Genomic DNA, 18339 nt, shown 5'->3' on the forward strand with positions numbered 1-18339 from the left:
GTCCAGACGGGAAGACCTTCCCGCCACCCACACGGACGGACGGCTCCTGCCTTGGATCTTTTCCTCCAGACCCTGCTGAACGGCCTGCTGATCGGCGGCGTCATCGCCACCTTCACCATCGCCTTCCAGCTCACCTTCGGCGTGCTGCACGTCATCGACTTCGCCGTCGGTGGCTGGGTCGTGCTGGGCGGCTATCTCGGCTACTACGTCACCGCCCTGTTGGGGTTGGACGGCTTCGTTGCCATCCCTCTGGCCTTCGTGCTGTTCGGCGCGCTCGGCTACCTGATCGGCCCGGTCCTCTACAACGTCCGCAACAGCCGCACCGCGCGGCCGGAACTGATGGCGCTGGCGCTCACTTTCGGCCTGTTCACGCTGCTGCGCGGCGGCATGCTGACGGCCTGGGGCTTCAACACCCGCAACGTCACGTCCATGCTCAGCGGCGAGAGCCTTGCGGTGGGCCCGGTTATCGTGCCGCTGATCCGCGTCGCGGCGGCGGTCTTCGCGGTGGCCATCGCCGGCGGCCTGTTCCTCTTCCTCTACCGCACCCGCTATGGGCTGGCGATCCGCGCCACTGCCGAGAACCGCCACAACGCAGCCCTCATGGGCGTCAACATCCGCCGTCTCAGCGCCAACGTCTACGGCCTCTATGCCGGCATCACCGCCATGGCCGGCGTGCTGATGGGCGCCATCTATTCCGTCAACCCCGAAGTCGGCCTGCGCTACACGCTGTTCGCCTTCTTCGTCGCCGTGCTGGCCGGGCTGGGTTCGGTCGGCGGCGCGGTGGTGGCCGCCCTTATGCTCGGCGTCATCGAGGCCTTCGTGTCGACCTATGTCGGCTCCAGCTATTCGCTGCTCGCCATCTTCGCCACGCTGTTCGTGGTCCTCCTGGCGTCCCCGAAGGGAATCTTGCGGAGGGGCCTCTGACATGGCCGCGCAACCCATGAAATCGCGCTGGCCCGGCCTCCTGCTGCTCGCCGTCATTCTCGTCGTGCTGGCGCTGATGCCGCTGCTGGTCAACAATTACTGGCTGCGCGTGGCCACCGGCGCGCTGATGTGGGCGGGGCTGGCCTGCTCGTGGAACATGCTGGGCGGCTATGCCGGCTACATCAATTTCGGCCACTCCGCCTTCTTCGGCCTCGGCGCCTATGTGACGGCCTTCCTGATGAACGACCCGTTCGGCCTGCCCTTCCTTGCCACCATTCCGGCCGGCATGATGGTGACGGCCGTGTTCGCCGTCATCATCGGCGCGCCGACGCTGCGCCTGCGCGGCGCCTATTTCGCCATCGCCACTTGGGCCTTCGCGGAAGTGCTGATCCAGTTCGCTTCGGCGATGGATTTCACCGGCGGCATCGGCGGCATCGGCCTGCCGCCCTATCTCAATGAGCGCTTCTTCTACTACGCGATGTTCGGTACAGCAGCACTCACCTATCTCGTCGCCTGGGCGCTCTTCGAGCGCTCGCGCTTCGGTCTGAAGGTCAAGGCGCTGCGCGATCACGAACCGGCCGCCGAGGCGATGGGCATCAACACGGCGCTGGTCAAGCTACAAACCTTCGTGCTCAGCGCCGTCACCGCCTCCGTCTTCGGCGCGATTTTCGCCTACTGGGTCACCTTCATCAATCCGAAGTCGGTGTTCGGCGGCGACATCACCGACCAGATGGTGGTGATGGTGCTGCTCGGCGGGCTGGGCACACTGTGGGGGCCGGCCATCGGCGGCGTGACGCTGTTCGTCGTCAACCGGCTGATATGGATGCACTGGGGCGACACCGCCTTCTACATCGCCATCCTCGGCGCCGCCATCGTCCTGGTGGTGTTGTTCCTGCCCAACGGCATCGCCGGCCTGTTTGTCCGGCGCAAGGCGAACGCGCTCGAAAAAGTGGCGGAAAAGCTCATTGGCGGGGGAGGAGAGCGATGACCGCCTCGGCACAGGCTTCCGCGGAGCCGATCCTGCTGGTGCGCGGACTCTACAAGCATTTCGGCGGCATCAAGGCCACCAACGGCGTCGACCTTGCGGTCGGCCGGCAGGAGATCGCCGGATTGATCGGCCCCAACGGTTGCGGCAAGTCGACTTTGTTCAGCCTCGTTTCCGGCACGGTGGCGCCCGACAAGGGCGAAATCCGCTTCGACGGCCGCGCCATTGCCGGCATGAGCGCGCATCGCATCGCCCGGCTGGGGCTTGCCCGCACCTTCCAGATTCCCGCCCTGTTCGACAATATGAGCGTGACGGAAAACCTGCTGGCAGCAGCAGCCGAAGGGCATTGGCCAGGCGCGCAGGAGCGCGCGGCCGCCACGCTTGCGCTGCTGGAACTGGGGCATGTCGCCGACAACCGCGCCTCCGATCTTTCCGGCGGGCAGCAGAAGCTGCTGGAATTTGGCCGCGCCGTCATGCGGCAGGCCTCGCTCATCCTGCTCGACGAGGTGACGGCCGGCGTGCATCCCAACATCCGCAAGATCATCTTGGAGGCCATCGCCAGCCTGCGCGAACGCGGCGTCTCCTTCCTCGTCATCGAGCACGACATGGAGATGGTGCGCAGCGTCTGCGACCGCATCATTGTCATGGATTCCGGCCGTGTCGTCACCAGCGGCGCCTTCGAGGACATCGTGCGGAACTCGGAAGTCATGCAGACCTATCTGGGGCGGCCGCAATGAGCAGGCTGGCCGCCGAAAACGTCGTCACCGGCTACGGCAAGCAGGAGATCGTCCACGGCGTCTCGCTGAGTGCAGAAGCGGGGCAGATCACCTGCATCTTCGGGCCGAATGGCTGCGGCAAGTCCACACTGCTCAAGGCCATCGCCGGCGCCCTGCCGGTATGGGGCGGCAGCGCACGTCTCGACGACACAGTGCTCTCCAACCTGCCGGTGCACGAAGTGGTGCGGCAAGGACTGGTGCTGATGCCGCAGGGCGGCGGCGTCTTCCCGCGCCTGACGGTGATGGAAAACCTGCGTATGGGTGGCTACGCCATTGCCGACAAGCGACTGGTGGAGTCTCGCATCGAGGCGCTGATCGAGCAATATCCCTCGCTGGCGCGTCGGCGCAGGACGGCGGCCGGCGCGCTGTCCGGCGGCGAACAGGCGATGCTGTCGCTGGCGCGCGCGCTGGTTTCCGAACCGCGCTTCATCCTGCTCGACGAACCGTCGGCAGGCCTGTCGCCGGCGATGGTGATCGAGACGCTGGAGCGCATCACCACGTTAACCGAGCAGGGCATCGGCATCCTGATGGTGGAGCAGAACATCCGCGAGGCGATGCCCATCGCCGACAGGCTCTATATCCTCGCCGCCGGCGAAAAGCGCTTCGAGGGCTCGCCGGGCGATGTGCGTGACGACCGCCAGATCATGGACATCTATATGGGCGGCGCCTGAAGGCGATGCTTGACGGCGATGCTGCGAAGCATAGCCTCGGAGCTTCCCGATCGATGAGTCCGCCATGATGGAAAACTATCCGCCCCCGCTTGCCGTTAGCCGCTGGTTCAACACGCCCGCACCCTTGGTTCTGGAGGAGCTGAAGGGCCGAGTCGTCGTCCTGCATGCCTTCCAGATGCTTTGTCCGGGCTGCGTTTCCCATGGCACGCCGCAGGCCGAGCGGCTCCATCGCATGTTCGATGCGAAGGACGTCACCGTCATCGGCCTGCATACCGTCTTCGAGCACCACGCGGCGATGACGCCGGTGGCGCTGGAAGCTTTCATCCACGAATACCGTCTGACCTTTCCCATCGGTGTCGACGAAGCCGGCACCGACGGCCCGATCCCTGTGACGATGGCGCGCTATTCCATGCGCGGCACGCCGACAACGATTGTCATCGACCGCGCCGGGCGGCTGCGCAAGCACCAGTTCGGTCAGGTCGACGATCTTTCGCTCGGCGTAGCTATCGGCGCGCTGCTGGCGGAGGCGCCGCCGGATATGGCGGCGGAGAGTGCGTCCGCCGGATGCGACGAAACGGGTTGCACCGTTCCGAACTGACGAAGCGGTGGGTCGCGGCGGTCAGTCGGTGCCTTGCAGGCGCCGCGTCCAGTTCTCGACCGTGCGGGTTTCGAGACGCTTGCGGGCATAGCCGCGCCAGCCGTCAGGCAAGTGAGCAAGCCCAGCCATTTCGGCCAGAGCATCGAGGTTCATCGTGTCGACATAGAGGACGCGCCACGTCCGCCGGATCGTCCAGTCCGGCGAGACGCGATCCACGAGGCGCATCTCGTCTCCGGCCTCGACGAAGCCTTCCTCGATCACGCGGTAATACCAGCCGGTGAAGCCGGTCCTCTGCACTTGCGACGACATGTCGGCGACGTCGAAACGGGCATTCAGCTTCCAGCACGGCTGGCGGCCCTGGCTGACCTGGATCATCGCGCCGCCAAGGCGGAAGATGTCGCCGATGGCCGTATTGTCCTCCGTCATGCCGCGCGTCGACAGGTTCTCGCCGAACGCGCCCGGTCTTTGGAGGACTTCGCGGTCCCCGAGCGCATCGATCCAGTATGCGTAGTGATCGAAGGCATAATGGTGCAGCGCCTTGTCCGACCCGCCATGGTGCTTGCGGTCGCCCTGAACGTCGCCCGCCAGCCCTTCGCGGCCGACGAACAGGCGCCCGGCGACGGCCTGCTTGCCGATGCCGCTTGGAACACCGCGAGGGCCGAGCGGCGCGACGCTGCCGGTCAGGATCTGGTCGACGATGGTCATGGATACGTTCCATCCCGGTTCGCCCGAAAAATCAACCGGGCACGCCGGGCCGGCGGTTGCGCCACCCCCCTGTCCGAGCCTCAACCGGACCGCTCTATGTCGCGCCGAAGTACGATCAGCGTCGTCAGATCCTGCACTTCCGCCGTTTCCGCGATCGCGTCGCGCAACCCGTTCAGCCGGTCGATCGAAGCGACTTCCACCTCGACCACGAGGTCGAGCTGGCCGCTGACGGAGGAGACGCGGCGCACCTCGGCATAGCCGGCCAGCCTGTCGAGAATGCCCATGGAAGGCGTGCGCGCCAGCGTCACCAGAAGGAAGGCGCGAATGACGTCGGCCTCCATCTGGCCGATGTCGGCGCGGTAGCCGCGGATGACGCCGCTGCGTTCCATCTGCGCCACCCGCTCGCTGGCAGCGGAGCGCGACAGACCGACCCTGGCGGCCAGCGTCTTCATCGGCACGCGCGCTTCCTTCGACAGGATGGAGAGAATTTCGCGGTCCTTCGCGTCGGGCTGCTTCACGGTGGGCTCCTTTGCCCTGCCGGCAATATGCCGGTCTATGTCGTCAGTCTGTCGGCCTCGCCGGCACCTTGCCGGATGCCTGCTTTGCATGACCGTGCAAAACTATCCACCATAAAATCCCGCACCGAAGCGCCTTCCATGACCGATCTCGACCACCCGGCTCCCGATTTTCCGCTCGAACAGGCGGCAGCGCTGGCACGCGAGCATTTCGGTGTCGACGGCGAGCTTTCCCGTCTCGACAGCGAACGCGACCAGAATTTCCGTCTCGTTTCCGCCTCCGGCGACTGGACGTTCAAGATCGTCAACGCCAGCGAACCGGCGCTGGAGAGCGAGTTCCAGGCCGCGCTTTTCGACCATCTCGGCGCCGTCGCGCCCGAGCTTGCCCTGCCGCGCCTGCGCAAGACCGTATCGGGTTCCACGCTGGCGACCGCCGAGGGTGTTTCCGGCGTGCGTCATGCGCTGCGCATGGTGTCGTGGCTGCCGGGCAAGCCGTTGGCCGAGAGCGCGCGCACGACTGAAGTGCTGCATTCGCTCGGCCGGATTATGGGGCGTATGGACCGCGCCTTGCAGGGTTTTATCCATCCCGGCGCGCTGCGGGTATTCGACTGGGATATCCGCCGCGCCGGCGAATCCCGCTCGTGCCTGCACCACATCGCCGACGATGCCGACCGGGCGCTGGTGACGCGTTTCCTCGACCGCTTCGACGCGCATGTGGCGCCGCGCCTGCCGGCGCTGCGCGCGCAGGTGATCCACAACGACGCCAACGACTGGAACGTGCTGGTCGATCCCGACCGGCCGGATGCAGTCGCCGGCGTTATCGACTTCGGCGACGCGCTGCACACCGTCCTCATAGCCGAGGTCGCGGTGGCCTGCGCCTATTCTATCCTCGACCAGGCTGACCCGATCGGCGCGGCGGCCGGCATAGCGGCCGGCTTCCATGCCGAATATCCGCTGCGCGAAGAGGAACTCGATCTCCTGTTCGACCTGATCGCGGCGCGCCTGGTCATTTCCGTCACCCTGTCCGCCCAGCGCAAGCAGCGCACCGGCGACAATCCCTATCTGGCGATCAGCGAGGCGCCGGCCTGGCGGCTCTTGCGCCGGCTCGACGCGATGAAGCCGCGCTTCGCCACCGCCATCCTGCGCCATGCCTGCGGCTTCGACGCGGCACCCGGCGCGAGTGCGGTATCGGGCTGGATCGCGCGTAGTGCGAAAACCTTCGCGCCGATCCTCAAGCCGCATCCGGCGACACTGACCAAGGCGCTGGTTCCCTATGGCGACGCCGCCAATCAGATGACCGTCGCTTCCGCCGCCGCCGATCCCGATACGGCTTCGGCGTGGTGGGATGCCTACGCGGCCGAGCATGGCGTCACGCTCGGCATCGGGCCGTGGGGCGAGGCGCGCACCGTCTATTCCGGCGACATGTTCCGCTCGCGCCTCATCGAAGGTGAACGGCGCGACCGCCATCTCGGCCTCGACCTGTTCATGCCGGCCGGCACGAAGCTCTACACGCCGTTGGCCGCGACGGTGAAAAGCGTCGAGATCGAGGAAGACCCGCTCGGTTACGGCGGCCTCGTCGCGCTGCTGCACGAGCCGCAAGGCTGTCCGCCCTTCGTTACGCTGTGGGGCCATCTCGCCCATGAAGTCGTTACGCGGCTGAAGCCCGGAGACAGGCTGGAAGCCGGCGCGCTGATCGCCGAGATGGGCGCAAATGCCGAAAACGGCGGCTGGGCGCCGCATCTGCACTTCCAGATTTCCGTCGATCCGGACATGGCGGCGCGCGACATTCTCGGCGTTGGCGAAGCTCGCTATCTCGACGTCTGGCAAAACCTCTTCCCGAATGCCGCGACCTTGGCTGGCATTCCGCCCGAAGCTTTCACGCAGACGGGCTTGAGCCGGGCGGAGATCGTCGCCGAACGCAAGGCAAAGCTGCTGCCCAACCTGTCGATATCCTATTCCGAGCCGATCAAGTTCGTGCGCGGCGAGGGGGTGTGGCTGATCGACGACCGGGGCCGTGCCTATCTCGACTGCTTCAACAATGTCTGCCACGTCGGCCACGCGCACCCGCATGTGGTCGAGGCCATCGCCACCCAGGCGGCCAAGCTCAACACCAACACGCGCTACCTGCACGACAACATCGTCGCCTACAGCGAGCGGCTGACGGCAACCCTTCCGCCGGAACTCTGCGTCGCCGCCTTCGCCTGTTCCGGCAGCGAGGCCAACAGCCTGATGCTGCGCATGGCGCGCACCCATACGGGGCGTGAAGAGGCCATCGTGCTCGACTGGGCCTATCACGGTACCACGCAGGAACTCATCGACCTCAGCCCCTATAAATACAAGCGCAAGGGCGGTAAGGGCCGCAAACCGCACGTCTTCGAGGCCGTCATCCCCGACAGCTACCGCGCACCCGATGACTGGCCGGTGGAAGAGCACGCAAAGCGCTTCGCCGCGAGCGTCGCCGAGCAGATCGAGGCGATGCGGAAAGAGGGCGGCGCGCCGGCTTTCTTCCTCGCCGAATCCATTCCCAGCGTCGCCGGTCAGGTGTTTTTGCCGGAAGGTTACCTGAAAGAGGTCTACGCCATGGTGCGCGCCGCCGGCGGCATCTGTGTCGCCGACGAGGTGCAGGTCGGCTTCGGCCGTGTCGGCAGCCACTGGTGGGCGTTCGAGACGCAAGGCGTGGTGCCCGACATCGTCACCATGGGCAAGCCGATCGGCAACGCGCATCCGATGGCGGCGCTGGTCACGACGCGCGAGGTGGCTACCTCCTTCAACAACGGCATGGAATATTTCAATACCTTCGGCGGCAATCCGGTGTCCTGCGCCGCCGGCCTCGCCGTGCTCGACGTGATCGAGCAGGGTGATCTGCGCCGCAACGCGTCCGAGATCGGCGCCTATCTGGTCGAGCGCTTCCGCGCCATGCAGGAGCGACATGAATCGATCGGCGACGTGCGCGGCATGGGCCTGTTCCTCGGCATCGAACTGGTCGAAGACCGCCGCACGAAAGTGCCGGCGACCGCACTGGCGAAGAAGATCTGTGACGGCGTGCGTCGGCGCGGCGCGCTAATGGGAACCGAGGGACCGCACGACAACGTGCTCAAGATGCGCCCGCCGATGATTTTCACGCGCGCCGACGCCGACCTTCTGGTCGCGCTCCTGGAGGAGACGTTCGAGGCGGTGGAAGCCGGCGGGCAGTAACAGCTTTCGCGTCGGCACGGTGCCGCCGCGGCACATCAGAGTGACACGGTTCAAAAAATGCTTCCGGCGCCCGCGCGCCGGTCGTGGGCGGGGTTTTGCTTTTTTCCAACCAAGGGAGGAATCTTATGAAACGGGAAATTCTTGCAGCGCTGGTTCTGGCCGGCTCTGCTTTCGTCGCGTCTGCGGCCGCCGCCGATACGCTGGACGATGTCAAGGCGCGCGGTTCGGTGCGTTGCGGCGTCAGCGAGGGCGTCGCCGGCTTCTCGGCGCCGGACGCCGCGGGCAAATGGGTCGGCTTCGACGTCGATTTCTGCCGCGCGGTGTCGGCAGCCGTCTTCGGCGATCCGGAAAAGGTGAGCTATGTGCCGCTCTCCACCAAGGACCGCTTCACCGCCTTGCAGTCGAGCGAGGTCGATCTTCTGTCGCGCCAGACCACCTGGTCGCTGTCGCGCGATTCCGGCATGGGCATCCATTTCGTCGGCACCGCATATTACGACGGACAGGGCTTCATGATCCCGAAGAAGCTCGGCGTCGACAGCGCGCTGAAGCTCTCCGGCGCGACCGTCTGCACCGAGCAAGGCACCACGACCGAGCAGAACCTGACCGACTATTTCCACGCCAACAAGATGGAATACCAGCCGGTGGTGATCGATTCCGCCGACGGCGTCATCAAGGCCTTCGAGACGGGCCGTTGCGACGTCTATTCGACCGACGCCTCGGCGCTCTATGCGCAGCGTCTCAAGCTGGCCGATCCGAACGGCTTCATGGTGCTGCCGGAGATCATCTCCAAGGAGCCGCTGGGCCCAGCCGTGCGCCAGGGCGACGACAAGTGGTTCAACGTCGTGCGCTGGACGCTGTTCTCGCTGATCGAGGCTGAGGAACTTGGCATCACCAAGCAGAACGCCGAGGCCAGCCTGAAATCGGCCAATCCGGTGGTGACGCGCTTCCTCGGCGTCGAGGGCGACAACGGCCAGCAGCTCGGTCTCGATCCCCGTTTCGCCTATGCGATCGTCTCCGCCGTCGGCAATTACGGCGAGATCTTCGAGCGCAATCTCGGCGCTTCGAGCGAACTCAAGATCGAGCGTGGCCTGAACGCGCTGTGGAACAAGGGCGGCCTGATGTACGCCCCGCCCTCGCGCTGAGGCATCTGGCTTCAGGAAGTTGGACTGTGTCGGACGACGGTGCCACGGCATCGTCGTCCAAGTTCGTTTTGCGTTTCAAAATAAAAACGTTTTTATTTTCCTTGAAATCGTTTTTATCGGCTGATAGCGTCACGACTAAAGGAGTGAGCGGGGCGGCAATCATGGCCGAGGGCAGGTCCACATCCGGTCGGTCGTCGCCGACGATCAAGACGCTCGCGGCGCATACCGGCTATTCGATCGCGACGATTTCCAAGGCGCTGCGCGGCTCGCCCGTCGTCACCGACGCCACGCGCGAGGCGATCCTCTCCGCCGCCCGCGAACTGGGCTACCAGGCCAACGCCCGCGGCATGGCATTGCGCACCGGCAAGACCTACCAGGCGGCCGTGCTGATGCCGATCACCTCGGCGGCCGGCTACGAATGGGACGGTGTCGAGTATACGCAGATCCTCAGCGGCATCTCCCAGGCGCTGGACGGCAGCGACTATCAGCTTGCCGTGCATGGCTATCGTAGCTTTGACGATGCCTGCGCCGTCGCCCGCCGCATCGCCGGCCAGCGGCTTGCCGACGGCTTGATCTTCTCCGGCGTGCTTGCCGACGACGAGCGCATCGCCATGCTGGTCGAGGCCGACTTCCCCTTCGTGTCGCTCGGCCGTTGCCGCCAGCCGCTCGTCTACGCCCATGTCGACGTCGACAACGAATGGGCGTCGCATGCGGCGACCGCGCGGCTAATCGCCGGCGGCCATCGCCGCATCGGCCTCATCAATGCCGCGCCGCGCCTGTCCTACGCACTGGACAGGATCGACGGCTTTTGCCGCGCCTTTCGCGAGGCCGGGCTGGAACCGTCGCTGGATCTCGTGAAGGGCGGAGACCTCACCGCGCGCTTCGGCCGCGACAGCACGCTGGCGCTGTTCAAGGGCTCGGTGCCGCCGACGGCGCTGGTCTGCGTCAATGAGGCCACCACGCTGGGCGTGCTTTCGGCGCTCGGCAGCATCGGCCTTCGCGTCGGCGAGGACGTCGACGTGATCGCCTATGACGACATCAACGTCAGCGCCTATTTCAACCCGCCCGTCACCACCTTCTATCAGCCGATCGAATTGCTCGGCCGCCGGCTGGGCGAGTTCCTTTTGCTGCGCATGGCCGGCGAGGATCCCGCCGGACTGAGAGAAGTCTTCCGGCCGGAAATGATCGGCCGGCAGCCGGACGATCTGGGCGGCCGCCTGAGCCGTCGCAGACCCACCCTGGAATCTTGAAAACGGAGGAAACGAGATGAAGAAAATCCTGATTGGCTTCGCACTAGCGCTTATGACGTCGGGCGCGGCGCACGCCGCCGACCTCGGCGGTAAACTGCTGAAGGTGGGCTCCGACACCACCTCGCCGCCGATGGAAAGCGTCGATACGGCGACCGGCCAGATCGTCGGCTTCGACGTCGACGTGGTCAACGCCATCTGCGCCAAGATCAACTGCAAGGCAGAGTTCGTCACCACCGGCTGGGACGGCATCTTCGCAGCCCTCGACCAGGGCAGCTTCGACCTCGTCGCTTCCGGCGTCTCCATCACCGACGAGCGCAAGAAGGCGATGGATTTCTCCGAGCCCTACATCGTCAACAGCCAGGCCATCCTGATGCGTGTCGAGGACGAAGGCCTGACCGCCGACGACTTCAAGACCAAGGGCAAGAAGCTGTCGGCCCAGGCCAACACCACCGACGCGCAGGTCGCCGAAGGCATCGTCGGCAAGGACAACGTCATCGCCTATGACAGCTTCGCCGCCTCGCTCATCGCGTTGAAGAACAAGGACGTCGACGGCGTCGTCATCAACGGCGCCAACGCGGCCGCCTACGAGAAGGAGTTCGCCGGCGAGCTGGTGGTGCCGATCCGCAACCTGCAGTCCGATCCGCTCGGCCTCGTCTTTCGCAAGGGCGATGAGAATGTCGCCGCCTTCAATGAGGGCATCGAAGCGATCAAGGCCGACGGCAGCCTCGACGCGCTGATCCAGAAGTACTGGGGCGCCAAGTAATTTGGCCATCGGCTCCGGCGTCGCAAGGCGCCGGAGCCGTTTCTCGCGGAGGGCGGATTGAGATGCGGTTTCTGATGCGCCTGCGGCCGAGCAACCTGATCATCCTCGCCGCCCTGCCGTTCATCGTCTACCTGTTCGCCTCGTCGGGCGACTACCAGCGCTCGCTGCGCGCCATCATCGGCATCGAGCATGGGTCCTCGGCCTTCGTACCCGGCTTCCTGTTGCTTACGCTGGCGTTCGCGGCCGGGCTTGGCGTCGTCCTGTTTTCACGCGCGGCGGCGCGACGGCCTCGCCTTGCGATGACCTGCGGCGCGCTTAATCTGATCGCCGCCATCGCGGTTGCCGCAACCGGCGTCGTCCGTCCCTACGCCGCCTCCATCGTCGCCAACGCGGTCGATCCCTTCACCTCCAGGCTTGTCGTGCAGGGCGTGACGCCACGCAAGCTGACCGACGCCGCCGAAGCGATGGTGAACGGATACGCCTCTGCACTGTTCTTGGCCTATCTGGCGGTGACGGTTGCCGCGCTTGTGCTGTTCTTCTTCACCGGCGGCCGCGCGGCCAAAGCCGGGCGCGTGATCCTGCTCGCGGTCAACGGCATCGGCCTCGTCAGCATCCTCTTCATCGCGCCGATGGCGTTTGCCGCCGGCGTTGCCACCACCATCCGCGCCGCGGTCGCGGCCTACATTCTCGCCGCGCTGCTCGGCCTCGTCTGGGTCGGCCTGCTCAAGCTCGATTACAGCCGGCGCGCCCATTTCACCTTCATCGCCATCGCCGCGCTGCTCGCCGTTGCTGCGGCGTGGTTCTTGCTGCAACCGCGCGACGACTACGCGCTGGTCGGCAGCCTAGGCGGCAAGGTCGGCGTCGTGGCCGGCACGCCGTCCGGCATGATCGGCGCCGTCCGCTACGGCCAGTTTCCCGGTGCGCCGGAAGACGAAGTGCCGCTGCGCACCTTCAAGGGGCCGATGGATGCCGTCGCCGCGCTGGCGAAAAAGGCCGATGTCAGCGCCGCCCTGTTGCCCGTTGCCGCCGCGCCCGCCGATCTGCCGGTGCTGTGGAAGACCTCGGCGCTCAACGACCGAGACAAGGCTTCCGGCATCACGCTGGCGGTGCTTGCCATCGTCATTGGCCTGCTCACCTTCGGCGGCCATATCCATCGCCGCCATCCGCTCTCCATCGGCTCGGAATTCATCGTCGATACCATCCGCGGCATCCCCATGCTGGTCATCGTGCTCTATGTCGGCCTGCCGCTGGCCGGTGCGCTGAAGGACGCCACGCAGGGCGTGTTCGACCCGCCGAACCTGGCGCGCGGCATCGCCGCCATGGCGCTCGCCTACTCGGCCTATCTGGCCGAAATCTTCCGCTCCGGCATCAACGCCATCCCGCGCGGCCAGATCGAGGCGGCGCGCAGCCTCGGCTTGAACGGCTGGCAGACGGCGCGTCTCGTCATCCTGCCGCAGGCCTTCCGCATCATCATCCCGCCGCTCGGCAACGAGCTGATCGCCATTCTCAAGGACACCTCGCTGTTGTCGATCCTGTCGATCCGCGACATCACCCAGCGCATGCGCGAGTTCCAGTCGGCGAGCTTCCTGCCCTTCGCGCCCTACAATTCCGCCGCCATCTTCTACATCCTGCTGACGCTCGCGGCGGCCAGCCTGGTCAGCACAGTCGAGAGAAAATATGACATCAAGCATCGATAACAGACGCGCCCTCAAGGCGCGCGCGGCCTCGCTCGTCCTGCCGAAGGGCTTCGTCTTCGGCGCGGCCACCGCTGCCTACCAGATCGAGGGCGCACCGGCCGAGGACGGCAAGGGCGAAAGCATCTGGGACCGCTTCTGCAAGGTGCCGGGCGTCATCATCGACGGCTCCAGCGGCGCCATCGCCTGCGACAGCTACCACCGCTGGAAGGACGATATTGCGATACTGAAAGAGTTGGACCTTTCGGCCTACCGCTTCTCCTTCGCCTGGACGCGGCTGATGCCTGAGGGGCGCGGCGCGGTGAACGCCAGGGGCGTCGCCTTCTACGACCGGCTGATCGACGACCTGCTGGCGGCCGGCATCGAGCCCTATGCGACGCTCTATCACTGGGACCTGCCGCAGGCGTTGCAGGACGAAGGCGGCTGGTACAACCGCGCCACCGCCGACGCGCTGGCCGACTATGCGGCGCTCGCCGCGCGCAGCTTCGGCGACCGCGTCAAGAAGTGGACCACGCTCAACGAGCCGTGGACCTTCTGCTGGTCCGGCCACGCCTCGGGCGAGGATGCGCCGGGCCTGCGCGACGGCACCAGGGGCGGCGTGACGGCCAGCCACCACGCGCTGCTCGGCCACGGCAAGGCGGTGCCGGCGATCCGTGCCGAGGTGCCGGACGCCTCGGTCGGCATCGTCTTCGACCTCAACGTCGCCGAGCCGGCCAGCGCCGACCCGCGCGACGCGGCGGCGGCCCGGCGCTTCGACGGCGCGCAAAACCGTTGGTTCCTCGACGCCGTCTTCAAGGGCTTTTATCCGCAGGACATGCTGGCGCTGTACGGCGACCTGCTGCCGGAAATCCGTGCCGACGACAATGCGATCATCGCCGCGCCCGTCGATTATCTCGGCGTCAACATCTACCGCCGCTCGGTCATTGCCGAGGGCACGGAGCTGGCGCCGCTGAACTACCGCCGCGTGCAGCCGGAAGGTCTCTACTCCGCCGTCGGCTACGAAATCTGGCCGCGCTGCATGTACGACGTCCTGCGCTACGTGAACGACAATTACGGCCCAAAGGAAATCTACATTTCCGAGAACGGCGTCGCCACGCGGCCGGAGACGGTCGATGCCGACGGCCACGTCTGGGACGAGCTGCGCGCCGCCTATTATGTCGATCACCTGACGGAAGTGGCGAAAGCCGCCGACGAAGGCGTGCCGGTGCGCGGTTATTTCGCCTGGACGCTGATGGACAATTTCGAATGGGCCTATGGCTACACCACGCCCTTCGGCATCACTCATGTCGACTACGAGACGCAGAAGCGCACGGTAAAATTCTCGGGCGAGATCTACGCCGCGATCGCCCGGCAGGAAGCTGCCGACAGGCCACGGAGCGTAGCGGGTGGCCGCTGAGGCAGAACAACCCGGCACGGTGCTCGTCACCGGCGCCGGGCGCGGCCTCGGCCGCGAACTGGTCAGGCAGTATGCGACCGACGGCTGGCGAGTGATCGGCTGCGGCCGCAGCCCGCCGGCAGGCGGCTTCGAGCCGGGCGTCGAGTTCCAGCCGCTCGATGTCGCCGATCCGGAGTCTGTTTCGGCGCTGGCGGCGCGGCTCGCCGGCCGGCCGCTGGACGTGCTCGTCAACAACGCCGCCGTGCGCAGCCCCGCCGCCGGGCTACAGGCCCTCAAGGCGGATGAGTTCCTCGCCGTGTTGCGCGTCAATACGCTGGGACCGGTGCTGGTGACACGCGCCTTGCTGGCGAACCTGCGGCTCGGCCGCGATCCCGTCGTCGCCAATATCGGCTCTCGCGCCGGCTCGATGGCGGAGGGGCTGCTCGACGACGATGACGACGACTACGCCTATCGCTGCTCCAAGGCCGCGCTCAACATGGCGACGGTCCAACTCGCCCGCGACCTCGAACCGGACGGCATTGCCGTGTTGTCGCTGCATCCGGGCTGGGTGAAGACCGACATGGGCGGCGAGGAGGCGGTGTTGCCGGCGGCGGACAGCGCCCGTGCTCTGCGCGCCATCATTGCCACGGCGACGCCGGCGCTCAGCGGTTTGTTCCTGGCCTTCGATGGCCGGCGGGTCGGCTGGTAGGCCGCTTCAACCCTTCATCTGCTGCTTGCTGCGGTTTTCGAGATAGCCGACGAGGCGCACCAGCGGCCAAAGGAAGGCGAGGTAGATGATCGCCGCGCCGATCAGCGGCGTCGGGTTGGCCATCAGCGCCTGCGCGTCCGTCGCCTGCTTGAGCAGGTCGGGCATGGCGACGACCGAGGCGAGCGCAGTGTCCTTGAAGACCGATACGCAATTGCTGGTCAGCGGTGCGGTGGTGACGCGCAGCGCCTGCGGCAGGATGACCTTGCGCATCGACAGCCAGAACGACAGGCCGAGCGCCGCCGCACTTTCGAACTGCCCCCTCGGGATGCTCTCGATGCCGGCGCGGCAGACTTCCGCCGTGAAGGCGGCGAACACCATCGACAGCGCGATGGTGGCCGAGGCGAAGGCCGACAGGCGGATGCCGACGAAAGGCAGAGCGTAATAGATCAGGATCAGCACCACCAGGATCGGCAGCGCCCGGAAGATATCGACATAGAGGATCGCCGCCGTCCTGAGCGGGCGTGGTGCGTAGAGGCGGGCAAGGCAGACCAGCAGGCCGGCGATGCTGCCGATGACGATGGAAGCGCAGCCGAGCAGCAGCGTGTTCGCCAGGCCGCGCAGCAGGATCGGGAAGGCCCGCACAAGCACCGGCCAATTGAAGAAGGTGTCGATCAATTCCATGGCCGATCCCTCAGCATGTTCGATTTCGAGGCTGCTTAGATCGTTGTGCGTCCATTCGCACGCACGAAGGACGATCTAATCATTGATAGGGCACCGGAATTACCGAAAACCGGATTCCACTTTTCGGTCCGATGCTCTGACGAATGCAGCCATGCATGAAATCATGCATGGCTGCACCGAAGCCCGCTTCCGTCAAGTCGGGTTACTGCGCTTGCGGAATGGGCAGCACCTTGTTGATGGACGAGTCGGCGGCGGCGTCCGCACCCAGCCATTTCTTGTGCAGCGCCGCCATCGTCCCATCCTTCTTGATGGCGCTGATGGCGTCGTTGACACGCTCCAGAAGCGGCGAGCCCTTCTTCATCATGATGGCGAACTTGTCGCCGGTCGGGATCGCCTCGACCACCTTCATGCCCTTCATCTTGGTGAAGGCGAACTGGAAGCCGGCGATGTCGCCGATGGCGCCGTCGAGACGGGCCGACTGCACGTCGAGCAGCAGGTTCTGCTGGGTATCGTAGCCGCGGTATTCGCCGATGCCGTACTTTTCCGTATTGGCCTTGATCCAGGCCTCGCCGACGGAAGCCGAGATGGCGCCGATGGTCTTGCCCTTCATGTCGGCAAGACCCGTCAGCTTGGTGTCGTCGCCGGCGATCAGCGCGATATCGCTGTCGTAGTAGCCTTGCGTGAAGGACTGGTTCTGCAGGCGGTCGTTGGTGATCGAGATGGACGAGATCGCCATGTCGATGCGGCCTGAGGCCGTGGCGGCGAACAGCGCCTGGAAGCCGAGATCCTGGATCTGGATTTCGGCGCCGAGCCGCTTGCCGATCTCGTTGACGAGGTCGACCTCGAAGCCTTCGAAGGTGCCGCTCTCGGTCTTGTTCTCCCATGGCGGGTTGGCGGGGTAGGCGCCGACGGTCAGCGTTTCGGCTTGCGCCGTCCCTATGCCGCCCAGGGCCATCATGACGGCGGCGAAGCCGCCCAGCAATTGACGACGATACATTCCTGATCTCCTCCCGTTGATCGTGCCCGTACCGCTGGTGTCACGGCCGGGTGTTCCTCTCTTCCCTATCTGAGTGCTGCGACCATGCGTTCCAGCGCCTGTCCGAGCTCCTTCTCGTTGCGCATCACGCACATGCGCAGGAACGCCTTCGATGCGTCGCCGAACAGGTGGCCCGGCGCCAGGCCGACGCGCGCTTCCTCCAGGATGCGGGTGCAGGCGGCGTTGGCGTCCGATTCTCCCTGCAGGGCGAAGAAGGCATACATGCCGCCCTTCGGCTTCGGCGGCAGCACAACGCGGTTGAGCGGCCCCAGCGCTTCATAGGCCATGTCGAGCCCCCGGCGCGCGCGCTCGCGGATTTCCGACACCAGCCCTTCGCCCTTGCGGATCGCCGTCTCGGCGCCGGCCTGCACGAAGGCGGCGGTGCCGCTGTTGGCGTATTGGGTCATGGCGCCCATATGGTCGGCCAGGGCCGTCGGATGCGTCAGCCAGCCGATCCGCCAGCCGGTCATCGCCCAGGACTTGGAGAAACTGTTGATGGTCATGACGCGGTCGTCGTCCTCCGCGATCTGCATCATCGACGGCGCCACGTCGCCGTCGAAATAGAGCCGGCCGTAAACCTCGTCGGAGATGATCCAGATGCCGCGCTCGCGGCTGAAGTCGAGCAGCGCCCGCATCTCCTCGATGCTCGCCGTCCAGCCGGTCGGGTTGCACGGCGTCGACAGGAAGATCGCGCGGGTGCGCGCGTCGCAGCGGGCATAGAGCGCCTCGAGGTCCAGCTTCCAGTCGCCGTCGAATTTCAGCGCCACCGGCCGCGGCTCGCCGCCGATCATGTGGATGGCGTTATGGATGTTGGGCCACTGGGGCTCGACATAGACCACGTTGGTGCCGACATCGACCAGCATTTCCAGCGCCAGATAAAGTGCCTGCATGCCGCCGGGCGCGACCGTCGAGCGGTTGATCGCGATCGGGCGGCCGTGGATGCGCGACTGGTATTCCGACAGCGCCGCGTTCAGTCCGTCGGCGCCGCGCATGTTCGGCACATAGAACGTCTGGCCGGCGTCCAATGCCGCCTTGGCGGCGTCGCGGATGAAGGTCGGCGTGACCATGTCGCCCTCGCCGTACCACAGCGGGATGACGTCGCCCAATGCCCTGGCGCGCACCGCCAGCTTGGCGATGTTTTCCGTCCTCAAATCCTGGATCTGCGCGCGGATGCCCGTCAGCGCCGACCTGGTTTCGTGGTTTGCCGGAAAGCCGTTCATTCCCGTCTCCGCCTGCGGCCCGATAGGTGGCCGCTATTGAGCATATGATCAAAAATTCAACCACAGAACAGTATACTGTTCAAGCCTGAAACTTTGTTCA

At 65.9% G+C, this 18339-nt stretch carries 17 protein-coding genes; 12 read left to right on the forward strand and 5 right to left on the reverse strand.

Translation table 11 applies throughout. The features are described from left to right. Positions 1-51: 51 nt before the first annotated feature. The 5 genes from E6C48_RS03475 to E6C48_RS03495 all read left to right on the forward strand — a co-directional run bounded on the left by E6C48_RS03475 (position 52) and on the right by E6C48_RS03495 (position 3954). Positions 52-924 (forward strand): branched-chain amino acid ABC transporter permease, encoded by an 873-nt coding sequence (locus E6C48_RS03475; RefSeq protein ID WP_136354079.1) that lies wholly within the window; start codon positions 52-54, stop codon positions 922-924. 1 nt (position 925) lies between these two features. Continuing rightward, the gene (locus tag E6C48_RS03480; RefSeq protein WP_136354081.1) at positions 926-1912 is read left to right on the forward strand and encodes a branched-chain amino acid ABC transporter permease; all 987 of its coding nucleotides are present in this window, start codon (positions 926-928) and stop codon (positions 1910-1912) included. After that, positions 1909-2646 (forward strand): ABC transporter ATP-binding protein, encoded by a 738-nt coding sequence (locus E6C48_RS03485; protein ID WP_136354083.1) that lies wholly within the window; start codon positions 1909-1911, stop codon positions 2644-2646. Before E6C48_RS03480 ends, E6C48_RS03485 begins: the two co-directional genes overlap by 4 nt. Further along, complete coding sequence (locus E6C48_RS03490) at positions 2643-3356, forward strand: ABC transporter ATP-binding protein (protein WP_136354086.1); 714 nt, start codon at positions 2643-2645, stop codon at positions 3354-3356. Before E6C48_RS03485 ends, E6C48_RS03490 begins: the two co-directional genes overlap by 4 nt. 64 nt (positions 3357-3420) lie before the next feature. Then, positions 3421-3954: a peroxiredoxin family protein gene (locus tag E6C48_RS03495; RefSeq protein ID WP_136354088.1), complete on the forward strand. Its 534-nt coding sequence runs from the start codon at positions 3421-3423 to the stop codon at positions 3952-3954. Positions 3955-3975: 21 nt separating this feature from the next. On the opposite strand, the gene E6C48_RS03500 is transcribed toward E6C48_RS03495, so the two are convergent. After that, complete coding sequence (locus tag E6C48_RS03500) at positions 3976-4659, reverse strand: MOSC domain-containing protein (RefSeq protein WP_136354090.1); 684 nt, start codon at positions 4657-4659, stop codon at positions 3976-3978. A gap of 80 nt (positions 4660-4739) precedes the next feature. After that, entirely contained in the window at positions 4740-5177 is a 438-nt protein-coding gene (locus E6C48_RS03505; RefSeq protein WP_168734439.1) for an Lrp/AsnC family transcriptional regulator, read from the reverse strand. A 138-nt stretch (positions 5178-5315) separates the two neighbouring features. Between E6C48_RS03505 and E6C48_RS03510 the strand changes: the two genes are divergently transcribed. The 7 genes from E6C48_RS03510 to E6C48_RS03540 all read left to right on the forward strand — a co-directional run bounded on the left by E6C48_RS03510 (position 5316) and on the right by E6C48_RS03540 (position 15302). Then, positions 5316-8369, forward strand: coding sequence for an aminotransferase class III-fold pyridoxal phosphate-dependent enzyme (locus E6C48_RS03510; RefSeq protein ID WP_136354094.1), 3054 nt, complete (start codon positions 5316-5318; stop codon positions 8367-8369). Positions 8370-8494: 125 nt separating this feature from the next. Further along, a complete protein-coding gene (locus E6C48_RS03515; protein ID WP_136354096.1) occupies positions 8495-9511 on the forward strand; it encodes an amino acid ABC transporter substrate-binding protein in 1017 nt (338 codons plus the stop codon). 161 nt (positions 9512-9672) lie between these two features. Beyond that, positions 9673-10761 carry a LacI family DNA-binding transcriptional regulator gene (locus E6C48_RS03520; protein ID WP_136354098.1) on the forward strand — a complete coding sequence of 363 codons (1089 nt, stop codon included), beginning with the start codon at positions 9673-9675 and terminating at the stop codon, positions 10759-10761. Positions 10762-10777: 16 nt separating this feature from the next. Continuing rightward, the gene (locus E6C48_RS03525) at positions 10778-11524 is read left to right on the forward strand and encodes a transporter substrate-binding domain-containing protein (protein WP_136354100.1); all 747 of its coding nucleotides are present in this window, start codon (positions 10778-10780) and stop codon (positions 11522-11524) included. Between the two features lie 62 nt (positions 11525-11586). After that, a complete protein-coding gene (locus tag E6C48_RS03530; protein ID WP_136354102.1) occupies positions 11587-13221 on the forward strand; it encodes an amino acid ABC transporter permease in 1635 nt (544 codons plus the stop codon). Beyond that, positions 13202-14614: a GH1 family beta-glucosidase gene (locus E6C48_RS03535; protein ID WP_136354104.1), complete on the forward strand. Its 1413-nt coding sequence runs from the start codon at positions 13202-13204 to the stop codon at positions 14612-14614. Before E6C48_RS03530 ends, E6C48_RS03535 begins: the two co-directional genes overlap by 20 nt. Before the next feature lie 19 nt (positions 14615-14633). After that, a complete protein-coding gene (locus E6C48_RS03540) occupies positions 14634-15302 on the forward strand; it encodes an SDR family oxidoreductase (protein WP_136354969.1) in 669 nt (222 codons plus the stop codon). Between the two features lie 6 nt (positions 15303-15308). Here the strand turns inward: E6C48_RS03540 and E6C48_RS03545 are convergent, their stop codons facing one another. The 3 genes from E6C48_RS03545 to E6C48_RS03555 form a co-directional block, all read right to left on the reverse strand. After that, entirely contained in the window at positions 15309-15983 is a 675-nt protein-coding gene (locus tag E6C48_RS03545; RefSeq protein WP_136354106.1) for an amino acid ABC transporter permease, read from the reverse strand. Between the two features lie 202 nt (positions 15984-16185). Continuing rightward, positions 16186-16980 carry an ABC transporter substrate-binding protein gene (locus tag E6C48_RS03550; RefSeq protein ID WP_136354108.1) on the reverse strand — a complete coding sequence of 265 codons (795 nt, stop codon included), beginning with the start codon at positions 16978-16980 and terminating at the stop codon, positions 16186-16188. A gap of 65 nt (positions 16981-17045) precedes the next feature. Then, a complete protein-coding gene (locus E6C48_RS03555) occupies positions 17046-18239 on the reverse strand; it encodes a pyridoxal phosphate-dependent aminotransferase (RefSeq protein WP_136354110.1) in 1194 nt (397 codons plus the stop codon). Positions 18240-18339 lie beyond the last annotated feature (100 nt).

It is taken from the genome of Ollibium composti (genome assembly GCF_004801285.1).
GTDB classification, from domain to species: Bacteria; Pseudomonadota; Alphaproteobacteria; order Rhizobiales; family Rhizobiaceae; genus Mesorhizobium; species Mesorhizobium composti.